Origin of the sequence: Caulobacter sp. BE254 (assembly GCF_031457295.1) — a bacterium.
Lineage (GTDB): Bacteria > Pseudomonadota > Alphaproteobacteria > Caulobacterales > Caulobacteraceae > Caulobacter.
Window position 1 is genome coordinate 303,695 of sequence record NZ_JAVDWJ010000005.1, and the last position, 16,062, is coordinate 319,756.

Below are 16,062 nucleotides of genomic sequence, written 5' to 3' on the forward strand. Positions count from 1 at the left end.
CGTCGCGGCAAAAATGTGGCCGGAATCTTCGACCTAGGCAGAAGCCGTCCAACCGTCGCGCAGCTCGCGCTTCAGGACCTTGCCGATATGGCTGCGGGGCAGGGATTCCACCAGTTTCAGGTCGACCAGCCGCTGGGTCTTACCAAGGCGAGCATTGACCCACATCCTCAACTCGTCCGCGTCAATTCGCCCGTCTCCGGCGCTTGCGGGCTTCACCGCCACGAAGGCCACCGGCGATTCGCCCCAGGCGTCGGACGGCACGCCGACCACCGCCGCCTCGACCACGTCGGGGTGCTGGACGATCTGGGCCTCGATGTCGCTGGGATAGATGTTGAAGCCGCCGCTGATGATCATGTCCTTCTTGCGATCCATCAGGGTCAGGAAGCCGTCCTCGTCGAACCGGCCGACGTCACCGGTGCGGATGAAGCTCAGGCCCTCGGGCGAGATCCAGGTCGCCTCGGCGGTCTTCCCCGGCTGGCCGTGATAGCCGTTCATCATGCCCGCCGAGCGGCCGACGATCTCGCCGACCACGCCGGGACCGACCTGCACGCCGTCCTCGTCGATCAGCCGGATGTCGTGGCCGGGCGCGGGGCGGCCCACCGTGTGCAGCTTGTCCGGATGCTCGTGGGCCATCAGGATGCAGGTCCCGCCGCCCTCGGTCATGCCGAAATACTCGACCAGCCCGCCGGGCCAGCGCGCCAGCACCTGGGCCTTCAGCTCGGCGGCGAACGGGGCGCTGGTGCAGAACTTCAGCTGGGTCGACGACAGGTCGAAGTCGCCGAAGTCGGGCCGGTCCATCAGCCGGCGGTACTGCACCGGCACCAGCATGGTGTGGGTCATGCGGTGCTTCTGGGCCAGCTCGAGATACTTGCCGGCGTCGAACTTCTTCATCAGCACCACGGTCCCGCCGCCGGCCAGGGTGGGGAAGAAGCAGACCAGGGTGGTGTTGGAATAGAGCGGGGTCGACAGCAGGGTGACGGCCTCGGGGCCGTAGCCGACCGCGTCGCCGCGGAACACGTGCTTCCAGCGCATGCCGTGCGACTGGACGATGCCCTTGGGCGCGCCGGTGGTGCCGCTGGAATAGATGATGTTGAACGGGTCGTCGGGGGCGATCGCCACGGCGGTCGGGATCGCGCCGACCGGGGCCAGCCAGGCGTCGAAGGCCTCGGCGAAGTCGGCGCCGTCCAGGGCGATGCCGCGCACGGCGATCGGTGCGGCCTTCTGGGCCTCGGCCACACCGGCGTCCATGAAGACCAGCCGCGCTCCGCAGTCGGCGACCATGCCGGCGATGGCCTCGGGCGTTGACGACGGGGCCAGGGGCGCGACGGCGACGCCGGCCCGCAGGGCGCCCAGGAACAACGCCGCGTAGGGGATCGACGACAGGGCGCAGACCGCGACGGCCTCGCCCGGCTTGATCCCGTCGCGCTGCAGGGCGGCGGCGACCCGGTCGGCCAGGGCGTCGAACTGGGCGTAGGTCACCGCCTCGCCGGTTTCCATGATCACGGCGGGTTGGTCGGGGGATTCCGCCGCCCGCAGCCGCAGGATGTCGCCCATCACGCCGTAGTCGGCGGTCATCATGGATTGGATCGAGGTCATGGCGATTACTTCCGCATCACGCAAAAATTGTCATCCCGGAAGCCTCGCAGAGGCTGTCCGGGATCCAGGGGCGGTGCGCACGGCCCCTGGATCCCGGGTCTTCGCTACGCTTCGCCCGGGATGACAACGGGAAAAGCCCAGGGCGCGATCAAGCGTCCTTGAACCCCTTGCCCTCGGCCACCAGCCGCTCCAGCAGGGCCGAGGGCTTGAAGTCCTCGCCGAGGTCGGCCTGGAATTCCTTCATCCGGGCCAGGATCTTGTCCAGCCCCACCAGTTCGCCCCAGAACATCGGGCCGCCGGTATAGACCGGCCAACCATAGCCGTTGATCCACACCGTATCGATGTCCGACGCCCGGATCGCCTTGCCCTCCTCCAGGATCCTGGCCCCCTCGTTGACCATCGGGTACAGGCAACGCTCCAGGATCTCCTGGTCGCTGATCTGGCGCCGCTGGATCTGGCGCTTCTCGGCGAAGTCGAGAATGACCTTCTCCACCTCGGCCGAGGGCTTGGCGACGCGGTTCTCGTCGTAGTCGTAGAAGCCCTTGCCGTTCTTCTGGCCGCGGCGGTCCATCTCGCACAGCACTTCACGGATGGTGGACGAGGCGGCCTTGGCCGGGTCCCAGCCGATGTCGAGACCCGCCAAGTCGCTCATCGCGAACGGCCCCATCGGCAGGCCGAAGTCGTAGAGCACGCGATCGACGTCCCAGGGCATGGCGCCTTCCAGGATCAGCTTCTGGGCCTCGCGCTGGCGCTGGGCCAGCATGCGGTTGCCGACGAAGCCGTGGCAGTTGCCGACCAGCACCGCGACCTTGCCGATCTTCTTGCCGATCTGCATCGAGGTGGCGATCACCGACTTGTCGGTCTTCTCGCCGCGCACGATCTCCAGCAGCTTCATCACATTGGCCGGCGAGAAGAAGTGCAGGCCGATCACGCTTTCCGGCCGCGAGGTCGAGGCGGCGATCACGTCGATGTCGAGATACGAGGTGTTGGAGGCCAGGATCGCGCCGGGCTTGGCGATCTTGTCCAGCTTGCCGAACACCTCCTGCTTGATCTCCATCAGTTCGAACACCGCCTCGATGATCAGGTCGCAGTCGGCCAGGTCCTCCAGGTTCATCGACGGGGTCAGCAGCGCCATGCGCTTTTCGAGGTCGTCCTGGGTCAGGCGGCCCTTCTTGGCGGTGTTCTCGTAGTTCTTGCGGATCACCCCGACGCCGCGCTCCAGGTTCTCCTGCTTGGCCTCGATGATCGTCACCGGCACGCCGGCGTTGAGGAAGTTCATCGCGATGCCGCCGCCCATGGTGCCGGCCCCGATGACGCCCACCTTCCTGACCGGCAGGATCGGGGTGTCGTCGGGCACGTCGGGGATCTTGGCGGCTTGGCGCTCGGCGAAGAACACATGGCGCTGGGCGGCCGACTGGCTGCCGGTCATCAGCTCCATGAACAGCCGCCGCTCTTCCTTCAGCCCCTCGTCGAACGGCAGGTTCACCGCCGCCTCGATGCACTGGATGTTGTTCTCGGGAGCCAGGAAGCCGCGGAACTTGCGGGCGTTGGCCTTGCGGAATTCGGCGAAGATCTCGGGCTTGCCGCGCGCGGCCTCTACCTTGGCGTTCTGGTCTCGGATGCGGGTCAGGGGCTTGTCGTCGGCCAGCACCACGCGGGCGAAGGCGATGGCCCCGTCGCGCAGGGCGCCCTCCTCGACCAGGCTGTCGAACAGGCCCATGGCCAGGGCGGCCTTGGCCGGCACGTGCTGGCCGGTGGTGACCATTTCCAGTGCCTTCTCGACGCCGACGACGCGCGGCAGGCGCTGGGTGCCGCCGGCCCCGGGCAGCAGGCCGATGTTCACCTCCGGCAGGCCGGCCTTGGCCGACGGGACGGCGACGCGATAGTGCGCCACCAGCGCCACCTCCAGCCCGCCGCCCAGCACCGTGCCGTGGATCGCGGCGACCACCGGCTTGGGGGAATTTTCGATGGTGTTCTGCACGTCCTGCAGCGAGGGCCCGGTCATGGCCTTGCCGAACTCGGTGATGTCGGCGCCGGCGATGAAGGTCTTGCCTTCGCAGATCAGCACGATGGCCTTGACCGCCGGGTCGGCGATCGCCTGCTCGAAGGCGCCCTTCAGCCCCTCGCGCACGGCCGCCGAAAGGGCGTTGACCGGCGGCGAGTTCAGCGTGACGACGCCGATGTCGCCTTCGACCGAGAAGTCCGTGACGGTGTTGATCGCGGCCATGGCGCTTCCATCCCTGTTTCTTTTGCCGATGTGGCGTTTGAACGGTTGTTTGAAGTAAAACCTGCACGAGCCGGCGCTGAAGTCCAGACCCCGCGATTGGCGCCGGCTCCATCGAAATTCGAAAACCGCGTCGCGAAACTAGAAACGTATCCAACCAGATACATCTCGCTTGCGATCGCCCGTATCCTGCGGGATACGACGGCGACAAGGGTTCGCAGTCGCGGGACATCGAAAAGGCCAAGGCCTTGGCAAGGGGCCTCTAGCGCTTGCCTGTAACGCGAATGCCGGCGGACGCCAGCCGTCTTCCAACCGGAGATATCCTCATGAAAACCCGAACCAAGCCATTTGACGCCGCCGCCTATATCGAGGGCCCTGAAGGCGCGGCGGCGTTCCTGGGCGACGCCCTTGAGACCGGCAACGCCGGCTATATTCAACATGCACTCGGCGTTTTGGCGCGTGCGAGGGGCATGACCGACATCGCCGAGGCGTCCGGGCTCGGACGGGAGAGCCTCTACAAGGCCCTTAGGGAAGAGGCGAACCCGCAGTTCGAAACGGTGCTGAAGGTCCTGACCGCGCTTGGCCTCCGGCTATCCGTCACGCCGGCGGATCTCGCCGCCTAACCCGCTCCTAGGCCGCGCTCTCCGTCAGCGCCGCATAGACCAGAGTCCGCAGCTCGCGCCGGATCGGATAGGCCGAGGACGGGATCAGCTGGGTCATGAACACCACCGCCAGGTCCTCGACCGGATCGACCCAGAAGGCGGTCGAGGCCATGCCGCCCCAGAAGTATTCGCCCAGCGACCCCAGGTTCCGGGTCCGCGCCTGGTCCACGGTCATGGCGAAGCCCAGACCGAAGCCCAAGCCCTCGAACACCGTCTCGCTGAACAGCGACCGGGACATCTCCGTCAGCTCCCGCCCGCCCGGCAGATGGTTCATGGTCATCAGCTTCAGGGTCTTGGGGCTGACGATCCGCGCCCCGTCCAGCTCGCCTCCGTTCAGCAGCATGCGGCAGAACCGCATGTAGTCGTCGGCGGTCGAGACCAGGCCGCCGCCGCCGGACTTCACCGACGGGTCGGACAGGTAGGGGCTGGCGGCCGGATCGTCCTGCAGCACCACCTCGCCCTTGGGGTTCAGGGTGTAGCAGGCCGTGAAGCGATGGTGCTGGCCCTCGGGCACGAAGAAGCCGGTGTCGACCATCTTCAGCGGGTCGAAGATCCGCGCCTTCAGGAACGCGTCGAACGGCTGGCCCGAGATCACCTGCACCAGGTAGCCCAGCACGTCGGTGGCCACCGAATAGTTCCAGGCCTCGCCCGGCGAGAACTCCAGCGGCACGGTCCCCAGGGTCTCGACGAAGGCTTCCAGCCCGCCGTCGCTATCGACCCCGTCCAGCTTCAGCTTGCGATAGGCGGCGTCGACATTGCTGCGCTGCTGGAAGCCGTAGGTCAGGCCGGCGGTATGGCGCAGCAGATCGATCACCCGCATCGGCTGGTCGACCGGCTGGGTCAGGAAGGCGCCCGCCACGCCGGCCTGGAACACGCCCAGCGTCTTCCACGACGGGATGAACCGGTGCACCGGATCGTCCAGCGCGACCTTGCCCTCCTCGACCAGCATCATGAAGGCGATCGAGGTGATCGGCTTGGTCATCGAATAGATGCGAAACAGGCTGTCGGCCTGCAGCGGCAGCCCGCGTTCCTTGTCCGCCGCGCCCAGGACCGTCGTGTGGGCCAATTGGCCGCGACGCCACACCTGCACCAGGGCGCAGGGCAGCCTGCCGGGCGCGACGTAGCGGTCCTGGATGAAGGCGTCGATGCGCTTCAGGCGCTCGGACGACAGACCCACGGCTTCAGGCGTGCTCAAGACGGTATCCCTCCTGCGGCCTCTCCGCGGGCCGGCGTGCTGTTCTTGGCGCTGACCGAAGGGACGCGACGCATCCCTTGGCCGATCAGCGCATATCGATTGAAAACTAGGGAACAGGGATGGGCAAGCCCTTGCGCGGCGAGCCGGCGGGAACGCGCGACGTCGAGGACAATGCCACCGCCCGGGCGTCCCGGGGCTTCGAACCACCTCGTCGCCTCAATCCCGCAACACGACTGCAAGATTCCAGGTTCACCAAAGCGGCGCCGAAGCGGGTCGCGCGCCTTGTGGTCAAGGCCGGGCTTCCTAAATCTGGACCCACGGGTCCAAGAGAACCGTGCGCGGCCGCGAACAAGGGGGCGACACATGGACGACGGCCGGATCGCGAGCCCCGCCACCGAGCGGTACGCCAGGAAGAAGGAGGCGATCCTCGCCGCGGCCACGGCCATCCTGAACCGCCAGGGCGTCAAGGGCATGACCCTGGCCGACGTCGCCGCCAAGGTGGGGCTGATCACCACCAGCGTCACCTACTATTACCGCAAGAAGGACGACCTGGCGGCCGCCTGCTTCATGCGCGGCGTGGAGCGCTTCGACGCCCTGGTCGGCGAGGCGGCCAAGGCGCCGGACGCATCCAGCCGCCTGCTGGCGTTCCTCGATCTCCACCTGGACCTGAACCGCCGGGTGCGCCTGGGCGAGGCCGCGCCCCTGACCAGCTTCACCGAGATGCGGGCCCTGAAGGAGCCCCTGCGCGGTTCGGTGCAGGGCGCGTTCAACGACCTGTTCCGCCGGGTGCGGGGCTTCTTCGAAGGCCCCGAGTTCGACCACCTGGACAAGCGCGACCGCAACGCCCGCACCCACCTGCTGCTGGAGCAGGTGTTCTGGTCGGGCTCGTGGCTGCGCCGCTACGACGTCGATGACTACGGCCGTGTGCGCGACAAGATGTACGACATCCTGGTCAACGGCCTGGCCCCGAAGGGCGCGGGGGCCGACGCCTGGGCGCCGCTGGCTCTGCCCGACCCGACGCCGCGGTCGCCCGACGGCCAGGAATGGCGCGAGACCTTCCTGGTCGCCGCCACCCGGCTGATCAATCAGCGCGGCTATCGCGGCGCCTCGGTCGAGGACATCTCGGCCCAGCTGAACGTCACCAAGGGCTCGTTCTACCACCACCACGAGGACAAGGACGCCCTGGTGGTCGAGTGCTTTGAGCGCACCTTCGCCGTCACCCGCAAGGCCCAGGCCGACGCCCGCGCCCTGACCGGGAACAGCTGGGAGCAGCTGTCGGCGGCGACGGCCGCCCTGGTCGCCTACCAGCTGTCGGACCACGGCCCGCTGCTGCGCGCCTCGTCGATGGGGGCCCTGCCGATCGAGATCCGCCACGAGATGGCCCAGGGCTACAACCGCGGTTCCGAGCGCTTCGCAGCGATCATCTCCGACGGCGTGGCCGAGGGCTCGGTCCGGGCGGTGGACCCGATGATCGCCGCGCATATGATCAATTCGATGCTCAACGCCGCCGCCTCGCTGGGCGTCTGGGTTCCCGGCCTGGAACGCGAGGACGCCGCCAGGCTGTTCGCCCGGCCGCTGCTGACGGGGTTGTTTTCGAGCTAGGGCGGCTAACACTTGCCCCCACCTGACCGCTACGCGGTCTGTCCGCCCCCACAGGGGGCGGAGCGCTCTTCCCCCTATGGGGGAAGACGACCGCGAAGCGGTCCGTAGGGGGCAAGCGGTCGCCGACTCATCCTTCTTCTAGTGCCGGCGAAATAATCGCCGCGCCCATGTCGCAAAGCCCGATCCTGGTTCGTCATCCTCAGGAAGGCCGAAGCGCGGGCGTCTGGAAGCTCGCGCCCTCAATCGCTGGCGGGAGGAAAAATCGCGATGACGTCCCGCCCTTTAATTCCGCCGCCCTCGTCCCCAATTGAGCGAACGCCGGTCACTCGCGAAGGTGGACGGCCTTCGGTCTTGGGGGTTGGGCGATGAGGGTCCTGACGAGCGAGCGCCGGACAGGCGTAGCAAAAGTCTCGCCGATATCGCTAAGCAATTTGACTATTAAATATCTTAGCAATATGACCTACAACCATGACGGACAGCGATCCCCCACCCAGACAAGGACCCTGGCGCGGATCGCACACGCCCCGCGATCCGATCGGCCAGCGCCTGAAGACCATCTCGATGCTGACCCGCCAGATCGGCCGCAAGATCGGCGAGAACCTGGGCGTGAACGTCACCGACATGGCGGCGCTGGAGCACCTGCTGGTCAACGGGCCGATGACGCCGGGCCAGCTGGCCGGCCATCTGAAGGTGACGACCGCCGCCGCCACCCAGATCGTCGACCGCCTGGAGCGGGCCGGACATGTCGCCCGGGAGCGGCGGACCAACGACCGGCGCAAGATCTGCGTGGTGCCGGTGGCGGCCTCGCTCGATCGGGCCTTCACGCAACTGGCGCCAATGATGAACGGGCTGGACGGGGTCATCGCCGACCTGTCGCCGGCCGAGCGCCAAGTCATCGAACGCTTTCTGGACCAGGTCGTCGAGGTCTACGCGACCGTCGCCGGCCTTCCGACGGCCTCGCCGCCTCCACCCCATTGTTGAAATAGTTCCGACCGCCTCCCCCGGTCGCGCCCGCAGGTGATTGTTGATGAGTGAAATCATGACCGGAGAGCGCAGGCGCCCTCGGCCATTCCGATCCGGGGCCTCAACCCCGGCGCTGGGCCTGGCCCTGGGCCTGGCTGGCCTGGCCGCGGCCGGCTGCATGAACACCCCGCGCCCGACGCCCGACACCCGCCTGCCCGCCGCCTACGAGGCGCCCGCCGGCGCGGCCCAGGCCGACCTCGACCGCTGGTGGGCCAGCTTCAACGACCCGCAGCTGACCAGCCTGATCGAGACGGCGCTGGAAAAGGCGCCCGACGCCCGCACCGCCGCCGCGGTGCTGGACGAGGCCCGCGCCGTCCGCCGCGGCCAGATACGCCAGATCTGGATCCCGAACACGCCCCTGACCGGCAACGCCGGCCGCACCCACACGGAAATCCTCAGCCAGACCGTTCCGCCGGGCGGCATTCCCTTCACCCGAGGCGGCGACAGCGACAGCTACAACGCCAACTTCGACGTCAGCTGGGAGCTGGACCTGTTCGGCCGCAAGCGCGCCGGCCTGGGCGTGGTCAACAACGACTTCGCCGCCGCCCGCTTCGCCTATGAGGGGGCCCGCGCCTCGCTGGCCGCCAATGTCGCCCAGTCCTATTTCGAGGCGCGCGGCCTGGCCGTGCAGCTGGACGACGCCCGCCAGACCGAGCGCATCAACACGTCGTTGCGCGACTTCGCGGTCAAGAAGGCCAACGCCGGCCTGATCGCCACCTCCGAGGCCGACCGCGCCGAGGCCGACCTGGCCGACACCCAGGCTCGCGCCGCCAACCTGGAAGCCCAGTTGGGCGCGGCGCGCCGCAGCCTGCTGATCCTGGTCGGACGCGGCGTGGATCCGCTGGCCGCCCTGCCGGTCGACGCCCGGCTGGACCTGGCCCCGCCCGTGCCGGCCACCATCCCCGGCGACCTGCTGGGCCGGCGACCGGACGTGCGCGAGGCCCAGGCCCGCCTGGCCTCGGCCTCCAAGACGCTCAAGGTCAATGAGCTGGCCCTGCTGCCGACCTTCAACATCACGCCGGGCGTGGGGTTGTCCAAGAGCGTGTCGCCCAGCTTCGGCGGCGGCAGCGGCAAGAGTTCGACCAGCACGTCCACCTGGACGCTCGGGGCCAACGTCTCGATCCCGGTGCTGAACATCCCGGCCCTGCTGGCCGACATCGACGCCCAGGACGCCCGCACCCGCCAGGCCGCCATCGCCCTGGAGAAGACGGTGCAGACCGCCTATGGCGAGGCCGAGAACGCCATGCTGCAGCTGGCCGCCGACCAGCGCCGCGTCGACCTGCTGACCGCCGGCGAGGCCCGGGCCCAGCGGGCCTACGAGGCCAACCGCAAGGGCTATGGCCTGGGCCTGATCGACCTGACCACCACCCTGCAGGCCGAGCAGTCCTGGCGCGCCTCGCGCTCGGCCCTGACCGGCGCCCGGACCGACGCCCTGCTGCACGCGGTACAGACCTACAAGGCGCTGGGCGGCGGCTGGTCGCCGACGTCCATGACCCCGACGCAAGTTTCCTCGAAATGAGACCCTCCCCCATGACGACCCGCACCGCGCTCGCCGCCATGATCCTGATCGCCTCGACCGGCCTGGCCGGCTGCGGCGACAAGAAGGACAAGCCCGCAGAGAAGGCCCCGGCCGCCGCCCAGGCCCGCGCCGTCAGCGTCGGCTCCGTCGAGACCCGGCCGCTGGGCGGCGGGGTCGAGGCCTCGGGCCAGCTGGTCTCGCGCGAGGAGGCCGCCGTCGGCTCCGAGCTCAGCGGCTACCGCGTGGCCCGGCTCTATGCCGACGAGGGCGACTGGGTGCGGGCCGGCCAGCCCCTGGCCCAGCTGGACTCCACCCTGCTGCGGGCCCAGGTCGAGCAGCAGGCGGCCCTGACCGCCCAGGCCCAGGCCGAGGCCAAGCGGGTCGCCGGCCTGGACGGCCAGGGCGTGCTCAGCCAGGAGCAGATCGAGACCCGCCGCTACCAGGCCAAGGCCCAGGAGGCGGCGCTGAACGAGCTGCGCACCCGGGTCTCGCGGATGACCATCACCGCCCCGGTCAGCGGCCGAGTGCTGCAGCGCGGCGTCCAGCCTGGCCAGATCGCCGGCGGCGGGACCACGCCCTGGTTCACCATCGCCCGCGACGGCCTGGTCGAGCTGGACGCCGAGGTCAACGAGGCCGACTTGGCCGGCGTCCGCGCCGGCCAACCGGTCCAGGTCAGCCTGCCCGGCGGCCAGTCGGTGTCGGGCGTGGTGCGCCTGGTCAGCCCGCGGGTCGACAGCAACAGCCGCCTGGGCCGGGTGCGGGTGCGCCTGCCGGTCCGCCCGGACCTGCGCCCCGGCGGCTTTGGCCGCGCCACCTTCGGCGCCTCGGGCGCGGCGGTGACCGCCATTCCGGAAACCGCCATCCGCTACGAGGCCGACGGCCTGTATGTGATGACCGTCGACAGCAACAACCGCGCCCACCAGACGCCGGTGAAGATCGGCCAGAAGGGCGGCGGCTGGGCCCAGCTGGTCCAGGGTCCGCCGGCCGGAACCCGCGTCGTGCTGGGCGGCGCCTCGTTCGTCACCGACGGTGACGTGATCCGCCCCGCCGCCACGACCCAGCAGGCGGCCCGCTGATGGCTAGTGAACACAAGACTGGCGAACACAAGACTGGCGAACTGCGCATCTCCGCCTGGGCGATCAAGAACCCGATCCCCGTCGCGGTCCTGTTCATCGCCCTGATCATCGCCGGCATCGGCTGCTACATGGGCCTGCCCATCAAGCAGTTCCCCAATGTCGAATTCCCCGCCGTGACCGTGACGGTCACCCAGAGCGGCGCCGCGCCCGGCGAGATGGAGACCCAGGTCACCCGCCCGATCGAGGACGCGGTGGCCAGCATCTCCAACGTCAAGACCATCCGCTCGTCAGTGGTCCAGGGCGCCTCGACCACCACGATCGAGTTCAACCTCGGCGAGGACCTGCAGAAGGTCACCGACGAGGTGCGCTCCAAGGTCGACCAGACCCGCGCCATCCTGCCCCGCGAGGTCGACGAGCCGATCGTCCAGCGCCTGGAGATCACCAGCGCCCCGATCATCACCTACGCCGTCTCGGCCCCCAACATGAGCGCCACCGAGCTGTCGTGGTTCATCGACGACACGGTCACCCGCGCCCTGCAGGGCGAGAAGGGCGTGGCCCAGGTGGCCCGGGTCGGCGGCGTCGACCGCGAGATCAACGTCATCATCGACCCCGACCGCATGGCCAGCTTCGGCGTCACCGCCCCGCAGCTGAACCAGGCCCTGGCCAGCTTCAGCGTCGACGCTCCCGGCGGCCGCGCCAAGATCGGCGGCCGCGAGCAGACCCTGCGCGTGCTGGGCGCGGCCACCACGGTCGAGCAGTTGCGCGCCATCACCATCCCGATGGCCGGCGGCCGCTACGTCAAGCTGACCGACGTGGCCCAGGTCGGCCAGGGCGCCGAGGAAGAGCGCGGCTTCGCCCGTCTGGACGGCAAGCCCGTGGTCGCCTTCCAGGTGATGAAGACCCGCGACTCCAGCGACGTCGCCGTCGAGGACAACGTCAAGAAAGCCGTCGACGCCCTGCAGGCCAAGCAGCCGGGCGTGACCTTCGTGAAGATCTTCTCGACCGTCGACGAGACCCGCGCCAGCTTCGCGGCCACCGAGCACACCCTGCTGGAAGGCATGCTGCTGGCCTCGCTGGTGGTGTTCCTGTTCCTGCGCGAATGGCGCGCCACCCTGATCACCGCCATCGCCATGCCCGTGTCGCTGATCCCCACCTTCGCCTTCATGGCGGTCATGGGCTTCTCGCTGAACGTCGTGACCCTGCTGGCCCTGACCCTGGTCATCGGCATCCTGGTCGACGACGCCGTGGTCGAGATCGAGAACATCGAGAAACGCGTCTCGCGGGGGCAAAGACCGTTCCATGCGGCGATGGAGGGCGCGGACTCCATCGGCCTGGCGGTCGTGGCCACCACCTTCACCATCGTGGCGGTGTTCGTGCCGGTGTCCTACATGCCCGGCACGCCCGGCCAGTTCTTCAAGGAATTCGGCCTGACCGTCGCCGTGGCCGTGCTGTTCTCGCTGGTGGTCGCCCGCCTGCTGACGCCGCTGCTGGCCGCCTATTTCCTCAAGCCGTCCAAGGACCCGCACCCGCGGCGCGATTTCAAGGGCTTCTATCGCGGCGTGCTGGACTGGTCGCTGGATCACCGGTTCCTCAGCATCGTCATCGGCACCCTGATCCTGATCGGCTCGTTCGCCCTGGCGAAGTTCATTCCCACGGCCTTCCAACCGGCCGGCAACGCCAACTACTACTACCTGAAGGTCCAGGGTCCGCCCGGGGCGACCACGGCCGACATGGAGCGCACCGTCCAGTCGGTGACCGCCATGTTCCGCAAGCGCCCCGAAACCGCCCACGTCTTCGCCCAGGTGGGCTCGAACATCGGCAGCGGCTGGGGCGGCCAGAGCGGGGCGGACCTGCGTGACGCCACCATCACCATCGTGCTGAACGGCAAGCGCGACCTGACCGTGACCGAGATCAAGCAGGCGGTGCGCAACGACCTGCACGACATCCCCGACGCCCGCGTGAACCTGCTGGGGGACTGGGGCACGTCCGAGGTCCAGACCATCCTGATCTCCGACAATGGCCCGCTGCTGGAGCGCACCGCCGCCCGCATCGAGCGGGAGATGCAGAAACTGGACACGGTGGCCGACCCGCGCCCCTCCTCGCCGCCCAGCGGTCCGGAGATCGTCATCCGACCCAAGCCCGACGAGGCCGCCCGCCTGGGCGTCAGCGCCGCCGACATCGCCGCCATCGCCCGCGTGGCCACGGTCGGCGACATCGACGCCAACGTCGCCAAGATGACCCAGGGCGAGCGACGGATCCCGATCCGCGTGCGCCTGCCGGCCGAGACCCGCGCCGACCTCGACGCCCTGGGCGCCCTGCGCGTCCCCACGGTCAGCGGCGGCACGACCCGACTCGACACGGTCGCGGACCTGTCGTTCCAGGCCGGTCCAGCCAAGATCGACCGCTTCGCCCGCAAGCGGCAGGTGACCATCGAGGCCGACCTGGCCAACGGCGCCCAGCTGGGCCAGGCGATGAGCGACGTGGCCAAGCTACCGACCATGAAGGCCCTGCCGCCCGGCGTCGGCCCGGCCACGGCCGGCGACCAGGAGGCGTTCGTCGAGCTGTTCACCGGCTTCGCCGTCGCCCTGCTCTCGGCGGTCGGCCTGGTGTTCGGCGTGCTGGTGCTGCTGTTTCGCAGCTTCTTCAAGCCGATCACCATCCTGTCGGCCCTGCCGCTGGCGATCGGCGGGGCGTTCTTCGCCCTGCTGGTCACCGGCCAGTCGCTGTCGATGCCGTCGCTGATCGGCTTCCTGATGCTGATGGGCCTGGCGGCCAAGAACTCGATCCTGCTGGTCGAGTACGCGATCGAGCAGGAACGGGCCGGCATGAGCCAGCGCGACGCCATCCTCGATGCCTGTCACGAGCGGGCCCGGCCGATCATCATGACCACCCTGGCGATGATGGCCGGCATGCTGCCCACGGCCCTGGGCATCGGCACCGGCTCGGAATTCCGCCAGCCGATGGCCGTGGCGGTGATCGGCGGCCTGATCACCTCGACGGTGCTGTCGCTGGTGCTGGTGCCGGTGGTCTACGAGATCGTCGACGACATCGAGCGCTGGTTGACCCCCAAGCTCTCGCGCATGACCACCCCGCGCGAGGCGAAAGGAGCGACGCTGTCGCCGGTGGACCGGCTGTAGGGGCGGCCGCACCTGAGTTGATGCCCCCTCCTTCGGTGTCATCCCGGCTGTAGCGAAGCGGAAGGCCGGGACCCAGGACCACCGCATTGCGCCGGCCCCTGGATCCCGGACAGCCTCTGCGAGGCTTCCGGGATGACAACGGATTTCAGGGCGAAAGGATCGGCGGGGCGTTCCGATGATGGAGCCCCGCCCCTAATCCAGCAACGAATTGACCGTCGGCGCGCCGGGGGCCTTGCCGCTGATCGGCTCGCACCAGGCGAAGCGGCCGTTCAGGCCGTCGGTGCGGCGCGCGGCCAGGCCGTTCTCGTACATCTCCTGGCCCAGGTCGACGCCGTCCAGCTTGACGACCGCCAGCTGGCGGTGGAACTCGTCGAAGCCAGTCCCGGGCTCGACGGCGATGTCGCGGGCGTCTTTGACCTTGGCCCGCACCCAGGCCAGGGTGGTCTGGGCCGCGGTGGCCTCGGCCCAGCAGCGGGCGTCGGGAATGCCCTGCGGCGCATAGGCGTTGGCCAGGCGCACGTGCTGGCCGTCGATCACCATGGCGTCGGCGCTCAGCACCCGAACACGGTCGCCCAGGCCCGGCGGCGGGCTGATCGACGCCGGCGGGTCGGGCGTGCGCTGGCAGGCCGCGAGCGTGGCGACCGCCAGGGACAGGACGATAGGCTTTGCGCGGATCAACAGGTCACCCCCGATTTCGCGCTCAGGATAACGTGTTCTCGCCAGGCCGGGAACCGGCCTAGGCCGGTGTGACCGCGCCGAACAGCTGGTCAGCGAACAGGTCCAGGGTCTTCTGCGACAGGCTGGTGTTATTGAGGATCACCACGCTGGTCCGGGCGTCGAAGCGGTGGCCCAGCACCGAACGGTAGCCGGCGGTGTTGCCCGTCTCCCAGCCGGCCGGACAGGGCTTGCCGTCCACCCACAGGGTGCGGATGCGCCCGCCCAGGGCGTAGCTGTCGCTGGCGACCTCGATGGTTCGCAGCGCCGTTTGCGAAGCCGGGGCCAGGAAGTTGGTGTCGAAGATCTGGTGCGCGGCCTTCAGCAGGTCCGAGGCCGTGCTGAAGTAACCGCCGCCGGCGTTGGTGAACGACAGGCGCGTATTGGGCCGCCGGACGGGCGGGGCGACGCTGGCGTAGCCGGCCGCCAGGCGCGGCGAGGTCGCCGTCGCCTGGCTGGCGTCGGTGGTCTTCAGGCCCAGCGGGTCCAGGGCAGTCGCCCGCATGGCGTCCTGGTAGGTTTGGCCGGTCACCGCCTCGATCGCCGCCACCACCATGATCCAGTTGGTCATCGCGTAGTCGAAACGGGCGCCGGGCTCGAAGGCCAGGTCGCCCTGGCAATATCGCCTGACCGCCTCGGCGGCCGGCAGGTCGCGGGTCAGCACGCCGGGATCGGTCTTGGCGGCGGCGATGAAGCCATTGGGCACGCCGCTGGAATTGGACAGCAGCCGGCGCAGCGTGACCTTGGCGCCGGTGTCGGCGCGATAGTCCACCAGATAGGTCGTGATCGGTGCGTCCAGCGACAGCTTGCCGGCCTCGACCAGCTTCAGCACCGTGGTCGAGGTCAGCCATTTGGAGATCGAGGCGATCCCGTAGACCGTGTCCACGGTCGCCGGCCGCGCCGCCTCGAGGTCGGCCATGCCGAACGCTCGGGCATAGGTCGGCTTACCGGCCTTGCCCAGCATCACCACGCCGTTGAAGCCCTGGTCCTTGACGAAGGCGTCGACGATCGGGTTGGCGGCGCCCAGGGGCTTGGCGGCCAGGGCCGCGCCGGGCGCCAGGGCCAGACCGGCGCCGGCCAGCAAGAGGTCGCGTCGATGCAGCATGGAAGGTCCGCCCGCAAGCCTCCGGTCGAGGCCACGAGCAGGCTACGGGCTGGCGCCGATGGGGTCACCTTAAGGTGTGGTAATGCCGGGGACCTGCCCCCTCCGGCCACCAATAGCAAAAGGCCCCGGAGATCGCTCTCCGGGGCCTTCGCTTAGTCAGCTAGTCGCTGAGACCGATCGATTACTCGACGATCTTGGCCACGACGCCG

General features: G+C 69.1%; 11 protein-coding genes. 6 read left to right on the forward strand and 5 right to left on the reverse strand.

Annotated features, from left to right (window positions below; all coding sequences use genetic code 11):
* Nucleotides 1-33: 33 nt before the first annotated feature.
* Nucleotides 34-1,596, reverse strand: a complete 1,563-nt coding sequence (locus J2X41_RS12215; RefSeq protein ID WP_310082151.1) for a class I adenylate-forming enzyme family protein — start codon at nt 1,594-1,596, stop codon at nt 34-36.
* A 148-nt stretch (nt 1,597-1,744) separates the two neighbouring features.
* A complete protein-coding gene (locus J2X41_RS12220) occupies nt 1,745-3,823 on the reverse strand; it encodes a 3-hydroxyacyl-CoA dehydrogenase NAD-binding domain-containing protein (RefSeq protein ID WP_310082152.1) in 2,079 nt (692 codons plus the stop codon).
* Nucleotides 3,824-4,146: 323 nt separating this feature from the next.
* Between J2X41_RS12220 and J2X41_RS12225 the strand changes: the two genes are divergently transcribed.
* Nucleotides 4,147-4,443, forward strand: a complete 297-nt coding sequence (locus J2X41_RS12225) for an addiction module antidote protein (protein ID WP_310082154.1) — start codon at nt 4,147-4,149, stop codon at nt 4,441-4,443.
* A gap of 7 nt (nt 4,444-4,450) precedes the next feature.
* On the opposite strand, the gene J2X41_RS12230 is transcribed toward J2X41_RS12225, so the two are convergent.
* Nucleotides 4,451-5,677 (reverse strand): serine hydrolase domain-containing protein, encoded by a 1,227-nt coding sequence (locus tag J2X41_RS12230; protein WP_310082155.1) that lies wholly within the window; start codon nt 5,675-5,677, stop codon nt 4,451-4,453.
* Nucleotides 5,678-6,040: 363 nt separating this feature from the next.
* Between J2X41_RS12230 and J2X41_RS12235 the strand changes: the two genes are divergently transcribed.
* The 5 genes from J2X41_RS12235 to J2X41_RS12255 all read left to right on the forward strand — a co-directional run bounded on the left by J2X41_RS12235 (nt 6,041) and on the right by J2X41_RS12255 (nt 14,034).
* The gene (locus J2X41_RS12235; protein ID WP_310082156.1) at nt 6,041-7,279 is read left to right on the forward strand and encodes a TetR/AcrR family transcriptional regulator; all 1,239 of its coding nucleotides are present in this window, start codon (nt 6,041-6,043) and stop codon (nt 7,277-7,279) included.
* A 468-nt stretch (nt 7,280-7,747) separates the two neighbouring features.
* The gene (locus J2X41_RS12240) at nt 7,748-8,260 is read left to right on the forward strand and encodes a MarR family winged helix-turn-helix transcriptional regulator (RefSeq protein ID WP_310082157.1); all 513 of its coding nucleotides are present in this window, start codon (nt 7,748-7,750) and stop codon (nt 8,258-8,260) included.
* A 58-nt stretch (nt 8,261-8,318) separates the two neighbouring features.
* Nucleotides 8,319-9,821, forward strand: a complete 1,503-nt coding sequence (locus J2X41_RS12245) for a TolC family protein (protein WP_310082158.1) — start codon at nt 8,319-8,321, stop codon at nt 9,819-9,821.
* Nucleotides 9,818-10,897, forward strand: a complete 1,080-nt coding sequence (locus J2X41_RS12250) for an efflux RND transporter periplasmic adaptor subunit (RefSeq protein WP_310082160.1) — start codon at nt 9,818-9,820, stop codon at nt 10,895-10,897. Before J2X41_RS12245 ends, J2X41_RS12250 begins: the two co-directional genes overlap by 4 nt.
* Entirely contained in the window at nt 10,897-14,034 is a 3,138-nt protein-coding gene (locus tag J2X41_RS12255) for an efflux RND transporter permease subunit (RefSeq protein WP_310082162.1), read from the forward strand. Before J2X41_RS12250 ends, J2X41_RS12255 begins: the two co-directional genes overlap by 1 nt.
* Nucleotides 14,035-14,226: 192 nt before the next feature.
* Here J2X41_RS12255 and J2X41_RS12260 read toward each other — a convergent pair whose 3' ends face one another.
* Complete coding sequence (locus J2X41_RS12260) at nt 14,227-14,712, reverse strand: nuclease (RefSeq protein WP_310082164.1); 486 nt, start codon at nt 14,710-14,712, stop codon at nt 14,227-14,229.
* A gap of 58 nt (nt 14,713-14,770) precedes the next feature.
* Nucleotides 14,771-15,853: a serine hydrolase domain-containing protein gene (locus J2X41_RS12265; RefSeq protein WP_310082166.1), complete on the reverse strand. Its 1,083-nt coding sequence runs from the start codon at nt 15,851-15,853 to the stop codon at nt 14,771-14,773.
* Nucleotides 15,854-16,062 lie beyond the last annotated feature (209 nt).

Excerpts from the sequence above, each read along its gene's own strand:
- J2X41_RS12215 (WP_310082151.1), bottom strand. The coding sequence starts at position 1,596 with ATGACCTCGATCCAATCCATGATGACCGCCGACTACGGCGTGATGGGC.
- J2X41_RS12220 (WP_310082152.1), bottom strand. The coding sequence starts at position 3,823 with ATGGCCGCGATCAACACCGTCACGGACTTCTCGGTCGAAGGCGACATC.
- J2X41_RS12225 (WP_310082154.1), top strand. The coding sequence starts at position 4,147 with ATGAAAACCCGAACCAAGCCATTTGACGCCGCCGCCTATATCGAGGGC.
- J2X41_RS12235 (WP_310082156.1), top strand. The coding sequence starts at position 6,041 with ATGGACGACGGCCGGATCGCGAGCCCCGCCACCGAGCGGTACGCCAGG.
- J2X41_RS12240 (WP_310082157.1), top strand. The coding sequence starts at position 7,748 with ATGACGGACAGCGATCCCCCACCCAGACAAGGACCCTGGCGCGGATCG.
- J2X41_RS12245 (WP_310082158.1), top strand. The coding sequence starts at position 8,319 with ATGACCGGAGAGCGCAGGCGCCCTCGGCCATTCCGATCCGGGGCCTCA.
- J2X41_RS12250 (WP_310082160.1), top strand. The coding sequence starts at position 9,818 with ATGAGACCCTCCCCCATGACGACCCGCACCGCGCTCGCCGCCATGATC.
- J2X41_RS12255 (WP_310082162.1), top strand. The coding sequence starts at position 10,897 with ATGGCTAGTGAACACAAGACTGGCGAACACAAGACTGGCGAACTGCGC.
- J2X41_RS12265 (WP_310082166.1), bottom strand. The coding sequence starts at position 15,853 with ATGCTGCATCGACGCGACCTCTTGCTGGCCGGCGCCGGTCTGGCCCTG.